Source organism: Halobaculum litoreum, from assembly GCF_030127125.1.
In the GTDB taxonomy this organism is placed as follows: domain Archaea; phylum Halobacteriota; class Halobacteria; order Halobacteriales; family Haloferacaceae; genus Halobaculum; species Halobaculum litoreum.
The window spans coordinates 892,871-907,800 of sequence record NZ_CP126156.1 but is presented as its reverse complement, the minus strand read 5'-3'; the positions used below and the strand labels follow the sequence as shown (position 1 = coordinate 907,800).

The following is a 14,930-nucleotide window of genomic DNA, read 5'->3' as shown; positions in this document are numbered from 1 at the left end:
CCGCACGAGCCGATCCCGCGGTCGGCGCCGGGTGTCGGTGCTCCTCCGTCCCGAGCGTCTCCCCCCTGAGACGCCCTCGGGAACAGTCGACCGTACGTCAGGTCCGGAGATATAGTTGGCGTGAATCGGCCTGTCAGGCCCCATACAACCGCTTTTCAGGATCCTCCGGGCCGACCGGGCGAGCGACGACCCGGCGCGGATGGCGGGGCGGAGTACGGACGCGCCGCCCGGCGGTGGTGAACTGTTTTGCCCGTCGCCCCGCAATTGCGGCCATGGAAGTCCGCGGCGAACGCGAGTGTACCGAGTGCGGGACCCGGTGGTCGTACTTCGAGACCGGGAGCGTCGCGTGCCCCGACTGCGGGAGCCTCCACAGCGTCGGCACCGGCGAACGGCGGCGGCACACGGACACGCCCGCGGAGCTCGACTTGAACGGGGTGCTCGTCCGCCTCGACGAGGCGCCGCTGGCCGACCTCGTGGCCGACGTCAAGGACGCCTGTCGGACGTACCTCCGCAAGCGGGGGTTCATCCGCGGGGGCGACCTAGCGCCGCTGGACGACGCGTTCCTCGCGGCGACCGAACTCAAGCACGCCGCCGACGTGTACGGCCGGATCGCGTCGGCCGGCGGGGGAACGCCGCCGCGACGATCGGGCGTCGCGGCCCGGAGGGGTCGACGCCCGGAGTCACCGACGACGAGGAGTGGTACGTCACGAGTCTCCTCCGGGCCGCCGACACCGGGGAGCGACCGGCCGCCCGCGAGGTCCCGCCGCGGATGCACGAGGCGCGCGGGCTCGCCGCCGCCGAGGCGGTACTGGCGTACCGACAGGACGTGGCGACGTACCTCGACGACCACCCCGACGCGGCGGCCCGTCGGACCCTCGGGGCGGTCCGCGACCGCGCCAAACGGCTGGAGGCGCTCGAGGGCGACGTCGACCCGGCGGAGGCGGACGCGCTGGTCTCGGCTGCCGTCGAGTTGGGCCGCTACCTCATCGCCGAGGACGACGACGCGTTGGCGGCCGCCCGGGAGGCGTTGCGCCGGGAGTTCTGAGACCGCGCGGCCGGTCAGGGGGTGTCCTCCGGCGTCAGCAGGTGACAGTAGCCGGTGACGCCCACGAACGCCCGGCCCTCCTCGGTCGCCGTCGCCACCCGCTCGCGCCACCGGGTCGCCGCCGCCGTGCCGACCGCCCCGTGGTCGGCGACGAACTCGGCGACGAAGTCCAGGAGGTGGCCGGCGAAGGAGTCGTCGACCGGGTCGTGGGCGGCGACCGCGTACGGGTCGACCGACCGGACCGCGAGCCCCGACGCCGACGCCGCCTCGTGCAGTCGCGACCCGAGCGTCGGGTGCCGGCAGTGGTCCCGCCACGCGGTCAACACCCGCTCCGTCGACGACCGGTCGGCGCCGCGGACGACGAGGGTGTCCCAGTCGACGAGGAACACGGCCGCCCGGCCGGAGGGACGGAGGACCCGTCGGATCTCCGCGAGGGCGTCGCCCGGCGACCCGAGGTACTGGAGGACCTGCACCGCCGTGACGGCGTCGGCCGCGCCGTCGGGGAGCGGGAGCGCGGTCGCGTCGCCCGCGACGACCGAGGCTTCGGGAACGCCCGACAGGCGGTCGCGGGCCAACCGCGTCATCGGGACCGACCGGTCGACCCCCACGACGCGCCCCGCGGGACCGACTGCGTCGGCCAGTTCCAGCGGCTCGAACCCCGGGCCGGGACCGACCGAGACGACTGTCTCGCCGGGCGCCGGCGCCAGCGTCTCGCGGACGAACCGTCGGCGCTCGGCCGCGCCCGCGGTCCGATAGGCGGCCTCCTCCGCCGCGGCCGCCTCCATGTCGTACTCGTCGTCGTGTGTAGCTTCCTCGGAGGGAATCGCTGATCGCCGGCGGCACGGAGGGGGATCGTGAAAAACCGACGATCCCGCTCAGGGCAACTCGATCGCGACGTCGTGCTGCTCGCTCGCGGCCTTCACGGTGTTGTACAGCAGCATCGCGCGCGTCATCGGGCCGACGCCGCCGGGCACCGGCGTGATGGCGCCCGCTTTGCCCGCCACGTCGTCGTAGTCGACGTCGCCGACGAGGGTGGACTCGTCGTCGCGCTCGACGCGGTTGATCCCCACGTCGACGACGGTCGCGCCCTCGGAGATCATGTCGGCGGTGACCATCTCCGGGACGCCCGCGGCCGCGACGACGATGTCCGCACGGCGGGTGTGCGCGGCGAGGTCGTCGGTGCGCGAGTGACAGACGGTCGTCGTCGCGTTGCCGCCCTCCGCGCGGCCGAACAGGAGGTTCGCCATCGGCTTCCCGACGATGTCCGAGCGACCGATCACGACCGCCTCCTTCCCCTCGGGGTCGACGTCGGCCGCCGCGAGCAGGCGCTGGATGCCGTGGGGCGTGCAGGGCTTGAACCGGGGGTTGCCGGCGACGAGGCGCCCGACGTTCTCCGGGTGGAAGCCGTCGACGTCCTTCGCGGGGTCGACCGACCGGAGGACCCGGCGGGTGTCGACGTGGTCGACGACGGGCATCTGGACGAGGATGCCGTGGACGGAGTCGTCGGCGTTGAGGTCGTCGATGGTGTCGTACAGCTCCCGTGCGGGCGCGTCGTTGTCGACGTCGACGTGGATGCCGCGCATCCCGACCTCCTCGCAGTCGTTCTGCTTCATCGAGACGTACGTCTCGCTGGCGGGGTCGTCGCTCATCAGTACGGTCGCGAGCGCCGGCTCGACGCCCGCGTCGCCGAGCGTGTCCACGCAGTCGGCCACGCCCGATCGGATCTCGGCGGCGACGGCGTTGCCGTCGATGTCGGTCATACACGACGGGGCGGCGGCGAGGCGTAAGTATTCTCGGGTTCGTGCACAACCACGGCTGCAGAGTAGTGAAAATACGCACGAACGTGTGGTGGCGCGACGTGCGGACGACGAGGCCGACCGACGCGCCGAACCCTACTCGTACAGCGGGTGCTCGTCGGTCAGTTCCGAGACGCGCTCGCGGACCTCCGCGATCACGTCGTCGTCCTCGACGTTGTCGACGACCCGGTAGATGAGGTCGCCCACCTCGCGGCAGGCGGCCTCGTCGAAGCCGCGGGTCGTGAGCGCGGGGGTGCCCGCGCGGATGCCCGAGGGGTTGAACGCCGAGCGCGTCTCGCCGGGGACGGTGTTCGCGTTGAGGACGATGCCCGCGTCGGCGAGCGCGTCCTCGGCGTCGCCGCCGGTGGTGTCGGGGTGGGACTCGCGCAGGTCGACGAGCACGAGGTGGGTGTCGGTGCCGCCGGAGACGACCTCGAACCCGTTGTCGGCGAACGACTCCGCCAGCGCGGCGGCGTTGTCGATCACCTGCTGGGCGTACTCGCCGAACGCGGGCTCCAGCGCCTCGCCGAAGCCGACGGCCTTGCCCGCGATGTTGTGCATCAGGGGACCGCCCTGCCCGCCGGGGAAGACGGCCGAGTCGATGTCCGAGGCGTGCTCCTCGTCGCACATGACGATGCCGCCGCGGCCGGCGCGGATCGTCTTGTGCGTGGAGCCGGTGACGAAGTCGGCGACGCCGACCGGCGAGGCGTGGACGCCCGCGGCGACCAGGCCGGTGATGTGGGCGATGTCCGCGAGGTGGTACGCGCCGACGTCGTCGGCGACGGCCTGGATGCGCTCCCACTCGACCTCGCGCGGGTACGCCGAGAAGCCCGAGACGACGATGTCGGGCTCGTACGCGGCCGCCTGCTCGGCGAGCGCCTCGTAGTCGATGTAGCCCGTCTCCGTGTCGACGCCGTACTGCTCGACCTCGAACAGCTGGCCGGCGAAGTTCGCGGGGTGGCCGTGGCTGAGGTGGCCGCCGTGCTCCAGCTCCAGCGAGAGGATCTTGTCGCCGGGCTCCAGCGTCGCGAGGTAGACGGCCATGTTCGCCTGCGTGCCGGAGTGGGGCTGGACGTTGACGTGCTCGGCGCCCCACAGCTCCTTGGCCCGCTCGATGGCGAGCTCCTCGACGTCGTCGGCGAACTCGCAGCCGGCGTAGTAGCGCTTGCCGGGGTACCCCTCGGCGTACTTGTTGGTGAGGGCGCTCCCCTGCGCCTCGAGGACGGCCTCGGAGACGTGGTTCTCGGAGGCGATCATCGCCAGCGTGTCGCGCTGGCGCTGCACCTCGCCCTCCAGGGCGTCGGCGACGGCGGGGTCGGTGTCGCGAACTTCGGGATACTCCATACCGGAGTTCCGGTCAGCGGCGACAAAAAGCCATCCGTCCCCACGACGCCCGCCGGCGATAGGGCTAAATGGAGCCCCTTCGGAGGTGGGCCCGATCGGATGAAGATCGAGACGACCGACGAGGGACTCCGGGCGGTCGACGCCGCCAAGAACACCCTGACCGTCCGCACGGAGGGGTGGACACCCGGCGGGTCGGCCCCCTCGCTCCACGACGCGCTCGGCGCGGTCGGACTGGAGGACACCCGGACCCCGGACGTCGTGTTGTCCGGGGTCGTCGACCTCCTCGGGTTCCCCCCGGTGTACGCGCCCATCCGGGAGGTCGACACCGGCGAGGTGTTCGAGTTGGGCGCGGGCACCGGACCGCTGTCGATCCCGGACGGCGCCTACGTGCTCCACATCGGCAGTAGCGTCCACGCGTACGTCCGGTTCGACGGGCCCGCGACGGTCGAGAAGCCCGACTACGAGCGCTTCCACGTCCGGTTCCCCGAGTCCACCGCGGTGTCGATCGGCTTCAGCACCGGGATCCAGAACGACACGGAGGTCGTCACCGTCCCGCGAACCCCCGCGGGCGTCGCCGAGGCGCTGTCGGCGTTCCCCGCCGGACACCGGACCGCGACGGCCGACCGCTCGTTCGCCACGATGCGGGGGCGACCGCCCCGCGTCGACTTCGGCGAGACGCTGTCCGTGCCGCCGGCGGTCCGCGACCGGACCGAGGACGCGGACGCCCGGCTGGTCGTGCCCCCCGACCTCGAGTACCTGTTCCCGGTCGCGCCGCTGGCCCACTACGTCGGGGCCCGAGTCGACGTCGAGCCGGGCGCGACGCCGCGGGTGGAGACCCCCGGGGGCGTCGACGAGCTCCCGGCGTTCCCCGAGTTCCAGGACGCCGTCGGGGAACTCCTCGAGCGAACGTTCTACCTCGACTGTGTGGTCCGCGAGAGCGGGCCGTACGCGTCGGACCTCGGCCTCGCGTCGGTGCTCGAGGAGGTCGGGGTCGACGCGGACGCGCTGTACGCCGCGCCGCCCGCCGAGCGGTTCGACGCGTACCGGGCGGTGCCGTTCGAGCGCGTCGCCGACCGGTTCCCCGACTGGCACCTCTCGATGTCCATCGCGCCGCGATACGAGCACGTCCCGACGCTGTCGCACCTGCTGGCGAACGTGCCCCACGTCCGCATCGCCGAGTCCGCCTCGCTCGCGGAGACGGAGTGGTTGGACAACTCGCTCGACGACTTCTACCGCGCGGACGCCGGTCCCGCCCGGGCGGCCCCGGGCGACGTCGCCTCCGTCGAGCTGGTCCAACCGGAACTGGGCCCCGGGCGAACGCACGGCTGGCTCGCCGACGGCGTCCCCATCGACGCGTTCAAGACGCTCCCGGAGGCGTACGAGAACCGGACACGCTACCTCGACGCCGCCGGCGAGCCCACCTCGGTGGTCGCCATCCTCAACGACGGGGAGATGCGCGACGAGCACGCCGAGGTGGCGGCCCTGTACCGACGGCGCGCGGAAGCGCTCGACCTCGACGTCTCGCTCCGCGAGAACCTCGCCGTCGACGAACTCGCGACCGTGTTCGAGTCGCGTCACGACCTCGTCCACTACATCGGGCACTGCGAGCGGGAGGGGCTCCGGTGTGCCGACGGCTACCTCTCGGCGAGCAGCCTCGCGGAGTCGAACGCACAGACGTTCTTCCTGAACGCCTGCGGCTCGTACCACGAGGGCATCGAACTCGTCCGCAAGGGGAGCGTCGCCGGCGGCGTCACGTTCAACGAGGTGCTCGACAGCCAGGCGGCGACCGTCGGGACGATGTTCGCGCGACTGATGGTCAACGGCTTCAGCATCGAACGGGCGCTCGACAAGTCGCGACGCCGGATCATGACCGGGAAGGACTACGCGGTCGTCGGCGACGGGACCCACGTGCTCACGCAGTCGGAGGACTTCGTCGGCGCGGACATCCAGGTCGACAACCTGGGCGACGACCGCTACCGAGTGCGCTACTTCATGGACGCGCCGTGGATAACCGGCGGCGCGTTCCGGTCGTACCTGCAGGAGACCAACGAGACCCACCTGCTCGGCGAGACCTTGGAGTTCACCATCGACCGTGCGCGGCTCCTGGAGTACATGGCGGTCGCCGACACGGCTGTGCTGTACGACGGCGACCTCCACTGGTCGGATACGCTCGAAGAGAAGCTCGGCCGGGAGTAGCTCGAGCCGTTACGGGCCGGGGTACACTTCGCCGGACGACGACGGGCTCAACTCGAACCCGGTCGCGGCGGCGGTGTCGCCCGCGAGCAGGAGCACGAGCAACATCAGCGTCGTCAGGACGGCTTTCGGGTGGTTGCTCGCCGCTGACGCGACGCGGGAGTTCGCGGCACGTTCAAGCATAGCACTTGGTACCATACCCGCACTCAAAACGTAATCACACTTAAAATTCACGGCGAGGCAGGCTTCCATCCACCACCTCGACCGCGTATTCTGCCGCCTCAGCGGTTGATTCCTCGGAATTCCCGTTAGTATTAAATATTCACGAGGCGACTGTGGTAGCAACGATGACCGCGAATCTGCTCGAAGAGACGATGGACGACCTCCTCCGGTCGCTGCTGGAGGAGTCGACGGGGGACCTCGTCGTCGTGGACCCCACGGAGTCGGTGATCGAGTCGCTGATCGACATCGGCGCCGACGCCGAGGAGCTGCCGACGCTGAACGTCCTCGCGGACGACCGGCTGCTGAAGGACGTGATGGACGACTTCCTCGTCGCGGCCGACGCCGCGGACCTCGTCGACGCCGAGCGCATGACGCTGCGCGAGCTCGACGAGGGGGCCGACAACACGCTGTTCGTCGGCGAGGACCGGCTGTACGCGATCGTGAGTGCCGACGAGCACGTCGCCGCGCTGGCCGCGGACGACGAGGCGTTCATCGCCGACGCCTACGACACGTACCGTACGCGCTGGGCGGACGCCCCGTCGTTCAACCTCCGGACGCCCGCGCTCTCGCGCATCCGCAGCTCGCTCGACGACGACATCGGCGAGCCGGTCCGCGCGGACTTCGACAGCGTGCTCGACTCGCTGGAGACCGCCCGCGGCGACGGCGACGGCCTCGACGAGGTCACCATCTCGCTGCTCGTGGCCGCGAAGAACGACGTCCTCCTGTACGACATCAGCAAGTGGGGCGAGGACGTCGGCATCGCCTCGAAGGCGACGTTCTCGCGGACGAAGACGCGGCTGGAGGACATGGGCCTCATCGACACCGAGAAGGTGCCCATCGACGTCGGCCGCCCGCGCCTGCGCCTGAAGCTCGGCGACGACCGCCTGCGCGCCGCCGAGAGCGACGAGCTCGCCAGCGTCGCCTACCGGATGCTGAACTGACGCGGTCCACCCCCTCCGTCGCGGTCAACACCCCCGACTCGGGGTCCGTCGCGACCGACCACCTTTTTGTGCGGTTCGTGCCACGAGCGCGGCATGGACATCGCCATCGTCGCGCCCGACCCCGCCGCCGCCCCCCTGCGGGACGCGTTCGCCGACCTCGACGCGAACGTGATGGAGGTGGAGGCCGGCCTCCTCGACGGGTTCGACTTCGCGGTCGTCGCCGCGACGACCGGCGACGGCGTCTTCCGGACGGCGACGCGGCACCTCGACGAGTGGGTCGCCGTCGAGGTGGGCGGCGTCGGCGGCCGACCGGTCGAGGGGCTCGACGCCGCCGTCTCCGTGTTCTCCGCCGACGCCGGCTGTTACGACTGTCTGCGGGACCGCGTCCGGGCGAACGCGCCGGCGACGGACGTCGCCCCGCGGGGCACCCGCAGCGCCGTCCGCTTCGCGGGCGCGCTCGCCGGGCGGCGCGCCATCCGCCACCTCTCGGGCGAGTCGGTCGCGGGGACCGTCGTCGAGGTCGACGGGCCGGAGCGGTCGTTCCTCCCGTCCCCCGGCTGTGACTGCGGGAGCGCCCCCGACGGGTTCGAGGTGGCCGAGCGCGCGGACCCGGCGACGCTCGACGACGCCGTCGACCGGATGGACCGCGCGGTCGACGACCGGCTCGGCCTCGTGACGGAGGTGGGCGAGCGCGAGTCGTTCCCGGCGCCGTACTACATCGCGCGGACCGCCGACACGACGGCGTTCGCCGACGCCCGCTGTGCGGAGTTCGCGGCCGGCGTCGCCGACGGCTGGGACGCCGCCTACGCGAAGGCCGTCGGCGAGGCGCTCGAACGCTACTGTGCGGGCACCTACCGCTCGTCGGCGTTCCGGTCCGCGCCGACGGAGGGCGTGGTCGACGCGGTGCCGGTCGACCGGTTCGTCCGGCCGGCCGACGCCGAGTCGCCGGCGGCGGACGAGCGGCTCCCGTGGGTCGCCGGCGTCGACCTCGCCACCGGGGAGTCCGCGTCGCTCCCGGCCGAGTTCGTGGTGTTCCCGCCGCCGGCCGAACGGTTCGCGCCCGCGATCACCACCGGGCTGGGGCTGGGCAACTCGACGGCGGAGGCGGTGCTGTCGGGGCTGTACGAGACCGTCGAGCGCGACGCGTCGATGCTGTCGTGGTACTCCACGTTCGAACCGATGGGGCTGGCGGTCGACGACGAGGGGTTCGACGCGCTCCGCCGGCGGGCGAGCGCGGAGGGCCTCTCGGTGACGACGCTGCTGCTCACGCAGGACGTCGACGTGCCCGTGGTGGGCGTGGCGGTCCACCGGGACGCCGAGACGGGCGCGTGGCCGCGGTTCGCGATGGGGTCGGCCGCCGACCTCGACGCCGCCGCCGCCGCCCGGAGCGCGCTCGCGGAGGCGCTCCAGAACTGGATGGAGCTGCGGGCGATGGGCCCCGAGCGCGCGAGCGGCGAGCAGGGGGCGATCGGCGCGTACGCCGACTTCCCCGCCCGTGTCCACGAGTTCGTCTCGCCGGAGGTGACGCTCCCGGCGGCGGACGTGACCGACGACGGGGTCGCGGGCCTGTCGGGCGTCGACGCGGTCGCGGCCGTCGTCGACCGCCTCGGCGACGCCGACCTCGACGCGTACGCCGCGCGGCTCACCACCCGCGACGTGGCCGCGCTCGGCTTCGAGGGGGTCCGGGTGCTCGTCCCCGCGGCGCAGCCGCTGTTCACGGCCGAGCCGTTCTTCGGCGAGCGGCTGCACGAGGTGTCCGCGTCGATGGGGTTCGAGGCCGAGCCCGACCGGGCGTACCACCCGTTCCCCTGAGCGGTTCCGGGCAGCTCCGGCCGGGAACGTCGACCCGATCCGATCCCGGAGCGTTCTTGCCCGCATCCCCGTAGCGTGCAGACGACTGAATGCCCCGGTTCCTCCACTACTCGGACATCGAGAACGTCTACGACGACCCCGAGCGAGCCGGTCGCCTCGCGGGCCTGATCGCGGAACTGAACGGCCCGGACGCGGCGGTCGTCGGCAGCGGCGACAACACCTCGCCCGGCGTCGCGGCGACGGTCGCCGAGGGGCGACAGGCGGTCGACTTCTACCGTGCCGTCGACACCGACGTGGAGACGTTCGGCAACCACGACTTCGACTTCGGCCCCGCGGCGACGCGCGACGTCGTCGCCGACTCGCCCCAGACGTGGGTGTCGGCGAACGTGCGCGACGAGGCCGGCGAGCCGTTCGGCGCCGCCGAAGGGGTGGTCCCGTGGACCGTCGCCCGGGTCGGCGGCGACCGCGTCGGCTTCTTCGGCGTCACGGACCCGACGACGCCCTCGTTGAACCCCATGGCCGCCGAGATGACGTTCACGGACCCGTACGCCGCGGCCCGCGACTGCGTGGCCGCGCTCCGCGAGGAGGGCGTCGACCGGATCGTCGCCGTCTCCCACCTCGGCGGCGGCGACGACGACCTCGCACGCGTCGACGGCGTCGACCTCGTCCTCGGCGGCCACGTCCACAGCGAGCGCGCCGAGGCGGTCGACGGCGTCCTCTGTACCCGCCCGGGCGTCAACGGCCACACCGTCCTCGAGGTGACGCTGGACGACGACGGCGCGACCGTCGCGCGCCACAGTCCCGCCGACGCGCCCGTCGACGAGCGCGTCGCGGACGCGCTCCGGGAGCGCATCGCCGCGGCCGGGCTGGACGAGGCGGTCGGCCGGGTCGACGAGCCGATCCCCGGACCGAGGCGGCGATCCACGGCGGCGAGTGCCGGATCGGCAACCTCGTCGCCGACGCCTACCGGTGGGCAGCCGACGCGGACGTGGGGCTCCAGAACGCCGGCGGCCTCCGGCTCGGCCACGACCTCGCCGGCGAGGTCACGCGGGCGGACCTCCTGTCGGTGCTCCCGTTCGAGGAGCCCATCGTCGAGGTGGAGCTCACGGGCGCGGAGCTGCTGGACGCCTTCCGCCAGATGTCGGCCGCCGTCGTCGACTTCGGCGAGGACGACTGGTGGCACGGCCACGTCAGCGGGGCGACGGTCGTGTGGGACGACGACCGTGAGGCGCTCGTCTCGGCGACCGTCGACGGCGACGCGGTCGACCCCGAACGGCTGTACACCGTCGCGACGCCGGAGTACATCCTCCACTCCGACCACGAGTTCCCCGCCGTCGACGAGCACCACCGCGCGGGCGAACACGGCATCCAACACGAGGTCCTCGCCGCCTACATCGCCGAGTTCGGTGTCGACCCGCGGATCGAGGGACGGATCCGACGCGTCTCGACGGCCGCCGCCGAGGGGGTCGACCCCGACGGCGAGGTGTGAGGACAGGGACGGGGCGGGACACGACGGCGAGGGTGTCGGCGGTCGCGTCCCCCGGTTTCGTCGACGGGTGGTGCGGGAGTGTGTCGCAAGAGGAAGTGTTTACACGGGCCGGCGCGTTCGACACGACAATGACTCTGGTCGTCGTGCCGGTGCGCTACCCGCTCTCGAAACACTCGAGGGCGACGCTGGCGGAGGCGATCCGGATCGCCGACGAACGCGACGCCGAGTTGACCGTCCTCCACGTCGACCTGTACCAGGACGGCAAGGAGGTGACGCGCACCGGTCTCAAGCGCGCGGTCGAGCGCGAGTTCGGCGCGCTGCCGGAGGTGCGCTACGTGGTCCGTCGCGGCTTCCTCGTCGAGGAGACCATCCTCGACGAGGTCGCCGCCGAGCAGGCCGACGTCGTCGTCATCGGCGCGAAGCAGGCGAGCCGCTGGCGCCGCACCATCCGCAAACTGTTCTCCGACCCCGACATCGAGTCGTTCCTCAACGACAAACTGGACGCGACGGTGATCACCGTGCGGGCCGACGGGAAGGCGACCGAGCTGGCGTCCGCGGACGGCGGACGGGACGACCCGTGACCGGGGCGGACGACCCGCCGACCGAACGCGCCGAGACGGCCGCGGGCGGCCCCGCCACGGTGGGGCTCCCCGCGACGCGTCGCCGACTGCTGGCGGCGCTCGCGGACGGCCCCGTCTCCGGACCGCGACTGGCCGAGCGGCTCGGCGTCTCCCGCGCGGCCGTCTGGAACCACGTGGAGGCGCTGCGCGAGGCGGGCTTGACCGTCGAGAGCGGCGACGACGGCTACGCCGTGACGGACGTGACGGGGTACTCGGGCGAGGCGATCGCGTACGGACTCGAGGCGCCGTTCGCCGTCGAGTACCACGACCGCGTCGGGTCGACGAACGACCGCGCGCGCGCCCTCGCCGCGAGGGGCGCGGCGGCGTCGCCGTCGTCGCCGACGAACAGACCGCCTCGCGCGGTCGCCTCGACCGCGAGTGGGTGTCGCCCCCGGGCGGCGTCTGGCTCTCGGTCCTGTGTCGGCCGTCCGTCCCGCCGGCGCACGCGCCGGCGTTCACGCTGGCGATGGCCGTCGCCGTGACGCGCGCCTGCCGGGAGACCGGCGTCGACGCCCGGATCAAGTGGCCCAACGACGTGCTCGTCGGCGAGGGCGGCGCCCGCGGCGGCAGGAAGCTCTGCGGGATCCTCACCGAGATGGAGGGCGAGGCCGACCGGGTGTCGTGGCTGGTCGTCGGCGTCGGCCTCAACGCGAACGTCGACCCCGACGACCTCCCCCCGGACGCCGACGCCACGAGCCTGCTCGCCGAACGGGGCGCCCCGGTCGACCGACGGCTGGTCGTCCAGCGGATCCTCGAGGAGTTCCACGCGCTCCGCGGCGACCTCCGGGGCGCCGTCGACGCGTGGGCGGAGTACGCCGACACCGTCGGCCGGCGCGTCCGGGTCGACACCCCCGGCGGCGTCGTCGAGGGGGAGGCGGTCGGCGTCGAGTTCCCCGGCGCGCTCGTCGTCGACACCGGCACCGAACGCGTCACCGTCACCGCGGGCGACTGCGAGCACCTCCGGCCGACCGAGGAGTGAACGGTCGAGGAGTCGGTCGCCCGGAGGGCCCGCGCCGGCCGGCGGCGTCCGTCAGGAGCGGTCGGTCACACGCACGGTGAGCACCGGCACCGACGACGCCCGGACCACCTTCTCGGCGACGCTGCCCAACAGGAGTCTGTCGATGCCGCCGCGGCCGTGGGTCCCCATGACGACGAGGTCGCAGTCGTTCTCCTCGGCGTACCGGACGATCTCGCGGCTCGGGCTGCCGTCGACGATCGCCGTCTCGACGGGCACGTCGTAGTCGTCGCCGAGCGCCTCGACGAGGGAGACGGCGTCCTCCGCGTCGCGGCGGAGCAGTTCGTCGATCCCCTCCCAACTCGACTCCATCGGCATCCCGGCGTACGACGCCGAGTTGACGACGTACACCGCGTGGACGGTCGCGCCGTGCTCGACCGCGAGGTCGATCGCGTGGCGGACCGCGCGCTCGACGCCGTCCGAGCCGTCGGTCGGGACGAGGATCCGGTCGTACATCCCCATGTGAAGGTCTGTCGTACCGAGACCGTGATACGTAATCAACCCTTCGCACGATCGGACCGCCGTCTCTCGGTTCGTGGTTTCGGTTCGTAACGGTCGTCCGACGGTGGCGACCCCGACGGACGGTCGGCGTCGACGGCGCCGCGGCTCCGTGACGTTGCGAACGCGGGAGAACGGGACCGGACGCGGTCCCGGGCGCGGCCGACTTACAGGCGGCCGACTTCCTCGACCTTCACCGACTCGACGCCCTCGACGCCGGCGAACGCCTCCTCGACGGCCTCCGTGCCGCCGGCGTCGTCGGGGACGACGACCATCGGGAGCAGCGCGACGAGGCCGAACGCCACGTCGTCGCGCTCGACGTTGCGGATCTCCGCGCCCTGCGGGAGGGACGCCTCGAGCTTCTCCTGCAGTTCGTCGAGGTCGATCTCGGGGCTCTGCGGCATGACCTTCATCTTCGCGGCGACCTTCCCCATGGTCAGGGCCCCCGGAAGCCGCAGTCGGGACACTCGTAGAGGTTGCTCTGCTTGCGGCACTTCGCGCAGCGGCTGACCTGCGTGCCGCAGTCGGGGCACTTGAACGTCGCCGCCGCCGTGCCGGCGACGTTGATGCCACAGGAGACACAGCGCCGCTCGGAGCGCTGGTCCGACTCTGACTGGCTCATACGGCTAGACTCCGTCGCGCGACTTTTAACGATTGTCTTTCAGCCGGCGCTCCGGTCCGGCGGCCTCCCGAGCCGGGCGGCCGCAGTACCGCGCTCACCCGACCACGAGCGGCCCCAACAACACACCCATGAGGTGGACCCGGCGACAGCCGAGCCGGACGGGGACGAAGCCGACGACGGCGGCGGCGGCGAGGACGACCACGCCGACGGGCCCGGCGAACCCAGCCGACAACAACGCGAGGAACGCGAGCGCGCCGGCGACGAGCGGCCGGTGGGGGAGCGCCCCGACGGCCCGGAGGGCGCGGTCGCCGAGGACGACGACGCCGAGGACGCCGACCGCGCCGGCGACGACGACCGCCGCCGTCATCGGGCCGAGCACCGCGGGGACGCCCGCCTCGCGCATCGCGACGAGGACGCCCGACCGGGGCGCGTCGAACGCGCGGTAGGCGAACAGCGCGAACACCGCCGTCGCGGTGTTGGCGCCGCTGGTCGCGACGACGTACTCGCGGGCGGGGTCGCGGCCGACGGTCGCCGGGAGCGCGAGCACCGCGGCCACGCCGGCGGACACGCCCGGCAGGTAGCCGACGGCGGCCCCGCCGCCGGTTCCCGCGGCGGCCGCGCCCGCGAGCTCCCGACGCGACAGCCCGAGGCGGGCGTCGGCCTGCGGCGGCACCCCGCGCCGTCGGCGGCGTCGACCAGCACCGGCACGCCGAACAGGCCGGCGAACAGCGGGGCGAGCACACCGCCGGCGGGGAGGAGTCCCGATACGGGAAGGTCCAGCGTGACGAGGCCCAGCGCCGTCGCGAGCGCGACCGAGAGCCCGCCGGCCAGCCGGCGCCGCGTCGACGGTTCGGTGACGACGAGCAGGAGGGCGACGCCGCCGAGGACGACCGGGAGCCACCGGCGGAGCAGCGGGAGCGCGACCCGCATCCCTGCGGTGACGGCGACCGCCAGCGGCAGCGCCGCGGCCAGCGCGACGCCGGATCCGACCGCGGACAGCCGGAGCGCCTCCCGCCCGCGCCCCTCGGCGACGAGTCGGTGGCCGGGGAGCGCCGCGGCCGCCATCGCCGCGTCCGGCACGCCCAGCGCGAGCGACGGCACCACGTCGAGGAACGTGTGGACGACGCCGGCGGCGAGCATCGCACAGCCGAGCGGCACCGGCGGCGCCTCGAGGGCGGGCGCCGCCGCCGCCAGCAGGAACGCGAAGTTGTTGGCGTGGAGCCCCGGGATCAGCCCGCTACAACAGCCGAGCGCGCAGCCCCCGAGCGTGTACGCGAGCAGGAGCGTGCCGGCCGGCGCGGCTGGAGTCGGGAGCACCGCGACGGAGTGGTGT

Annotated in this window: 12 protein-coding genes and 4 pseudogenes; 8 read left to right on the top strand and 8 right to left on the bottom strand. The window is 73.1% G+C overall.

All coding sequences use genetic code 11. From position 1 onward, the window contains the following. Positions 1-272 precede the first annotated feature (272 nt). Together P0R35_RS16600 and P0R35_RS16595 are read left to right on the top strand one after the other, a co-directional pair. Positions 273-554: pseudogene (locus tag P0R35_RS16600) on the top strand (DUF7117 family protein); the annotation flags it as partial. Beyond that, positions 494-1,045, top strand: a complete 552-nt coding sequence (locus P0R35_RS16595) for a DUF7117 family protein (protein ID WP_432765042.1) — start codon at positions 494-496, stop codon at positions 1,043-1,045. The pseudogene P0R35_RS16600 and the gene P0R35_RS16595, both read left to right, overlap by 61 nt. Positions 1,046-1,059: 14 nt before the next feature. Here the strand turns inward: P0R35_RS16595 and P0R35_RS04825 are convergent, their stop codons facing one another. The 3 genes from P0R35_RS04825 to glyA form a co-directional block, all read right to left on the bottom strand. Next, positions 1,060-1,830 (bottom strand): methyltransferase domain-containing protein, encoded by a 771-nt coding sequence (locus tag P0R35_RS04825; protein WP_284014078.1) that lies wholly within the window; start codon positions 1,828-1,830, stop codon positions 1,060-1,062. Between the two features lie 90 nt (positions 1,831-1,920). Then, complete coding sequence (locus tag P0R35_RS04820) at positions 1,921-2,805, bottom strand: tetrahydrofolate dehydrogenase/cyclohydrolase catalytic domain-containing protein (protein WP_284014077.1); 885 nt, start codon at positions 2,803-2,805, stop codon at positions 1,921-1,923. 132 nt (positions 2,806-2,937) lie between these two features. Further along, a complete protein-coding gene (gene glyA, locus P0R35_RS04815) occupies positions 2,938-4,185 on the bottom strand; it encodes a serine hydroxymethyltransferase (protein ID WP_284014076.1) in 1,248 nt (415 codons plus the stop codon). Positions 4,186-4,284: 99 nt separating this feature from the next. Between glyA and P0R35_RS04810 the strand changes: the two genes are divergently transcribed. Continuing rightward, positions 4,285-6,381 carry a hypothetical protein gene (locus tag P0R35_RS04810; protein WP_284014075.1) on the top strand — a complete coding sequence of 699 codons (2,097 nt, stop codon included), beginning with the start codon at positions 4,285-4,287 and terminating at the stop codon, positions 6,379-6,381. 9 nt (positions 6,382-6,390) lie between these two features. Here P0R35_RS04810 and P0R35_RS04805 read toward each other — a convergent pair whose 3' ends face one another. Further along, a complete protein-coding gene (locus P0R35_RS04805) occupies positions 6,391-6,561 on the bottom strand; it encodes a hypothetical protein (protein WP_284014074.1) in 171 nt (56 codons plus the stop codon). A gap of 164 nt (positions 6,562-6,725) precedes the next feature. On the opposite strand from P0R35_RS04805, the gene tbsP reads away from it, so the two are divergent. From tbsP to P0R35_RS04780, 5 genes and pseudogenes are all read left to right on the top strand, one after another. After that, positions 6,726-7,541, top strand: a complete 816-nt coding sequence (gene tbsP, locus P0R35_RS04800; protein WP_284014073.1) for a transcriptional regulator TbsP — start codon at positions 6,726-6,728, stop codon at positions 7,539-7,541. Between the two features lie 93 nt (positions 7,542-7,634). Further along, entirely contained in the window at positions 7,635-9,353 is a 1,719-nt protein-coding gene (locus P0R35_RS04795) for a YcaO-like family protein (RefSeq protein WP_284014072.1), read from the top strand. Between the two features lie 89 nt (positions 9,354-9,442). Then, positions 9,443-10,842, top strand: a pseudogene (locus tag P0R35_RS04790) (bifunctional metallophosphatase/5'-nucleotidase). A 128-nt stretch (positions 10,843-10,970) separates the two neighbouring features. After that, entirely contained in the window at positions 10,971-11,423 is a 453-nt protein-coding gene (locus P0R35_RS04785) for a universal stress protein (protein WP_284014071.1), read from the top strand. 59 nt (positions 11,424-11,482) lie between these two features. Further along, positions 11,483-12,441: pseudogene (locus tag P0R35_RS04780) on the top strand (biotin--[acetyl-CoA-carboxylase] ligase). Between the two features lie 51 nt (positions 12,442-12,492). On the opposite strand, the gene P0R35_RS04775 reads toward P0R35_RS04780, so the two are convergent. The 4 genes and pseudogenes from P0R35_RS04775 to P0R35_RS04760 all read right to left on the bottom strand — a co-directional run bounded on the left by P0R35_RS04775 (position 12,493) and on the right by P0R35_RS04760 (position 14,914). Next, a complete protein-coding gene (locus P0R35_RS04775) occupies positions 12,493-12,939 on the bottom strand; it encodes a universal stress protein (RefSeq protein WP_284014070.1) in 447 nt (148 codons plus the stop codon). A gap of 203 nt (positions 12,940-13,142) precedes the next feature. Further along, positions 13,143-13,409, bottom strand: a complete 267-nt coding sequence (locus tag P0R35_RS04770) for an elongation factor 1-beta (protein ID WP_284014069.1) — start codon at positions 13,407-13,409, stop codon at positions 13,143-13,145. A 2-nt stretch (positions 13,410-13,411) separates the two neighbouring features. Further along, entirely contained in the window at positions 13,412-13,597 is a 186-nt protein-coding gene (locus P0R35_RS04765) for an HVO_2753 family zinc finger protein (protein WP_284014068.1), read from the bottom strand. Positions 13,598-13,691: 94 nt separating this feature from the next. Then, a pseudogene (locus tag P0R35_RS04760) lies at positions 13,692-14,914 on the bottom strand (tripartite tricarboxylate transporter permease). Positions 14,915-14,930: the final 16 nt, after the last annotated feature.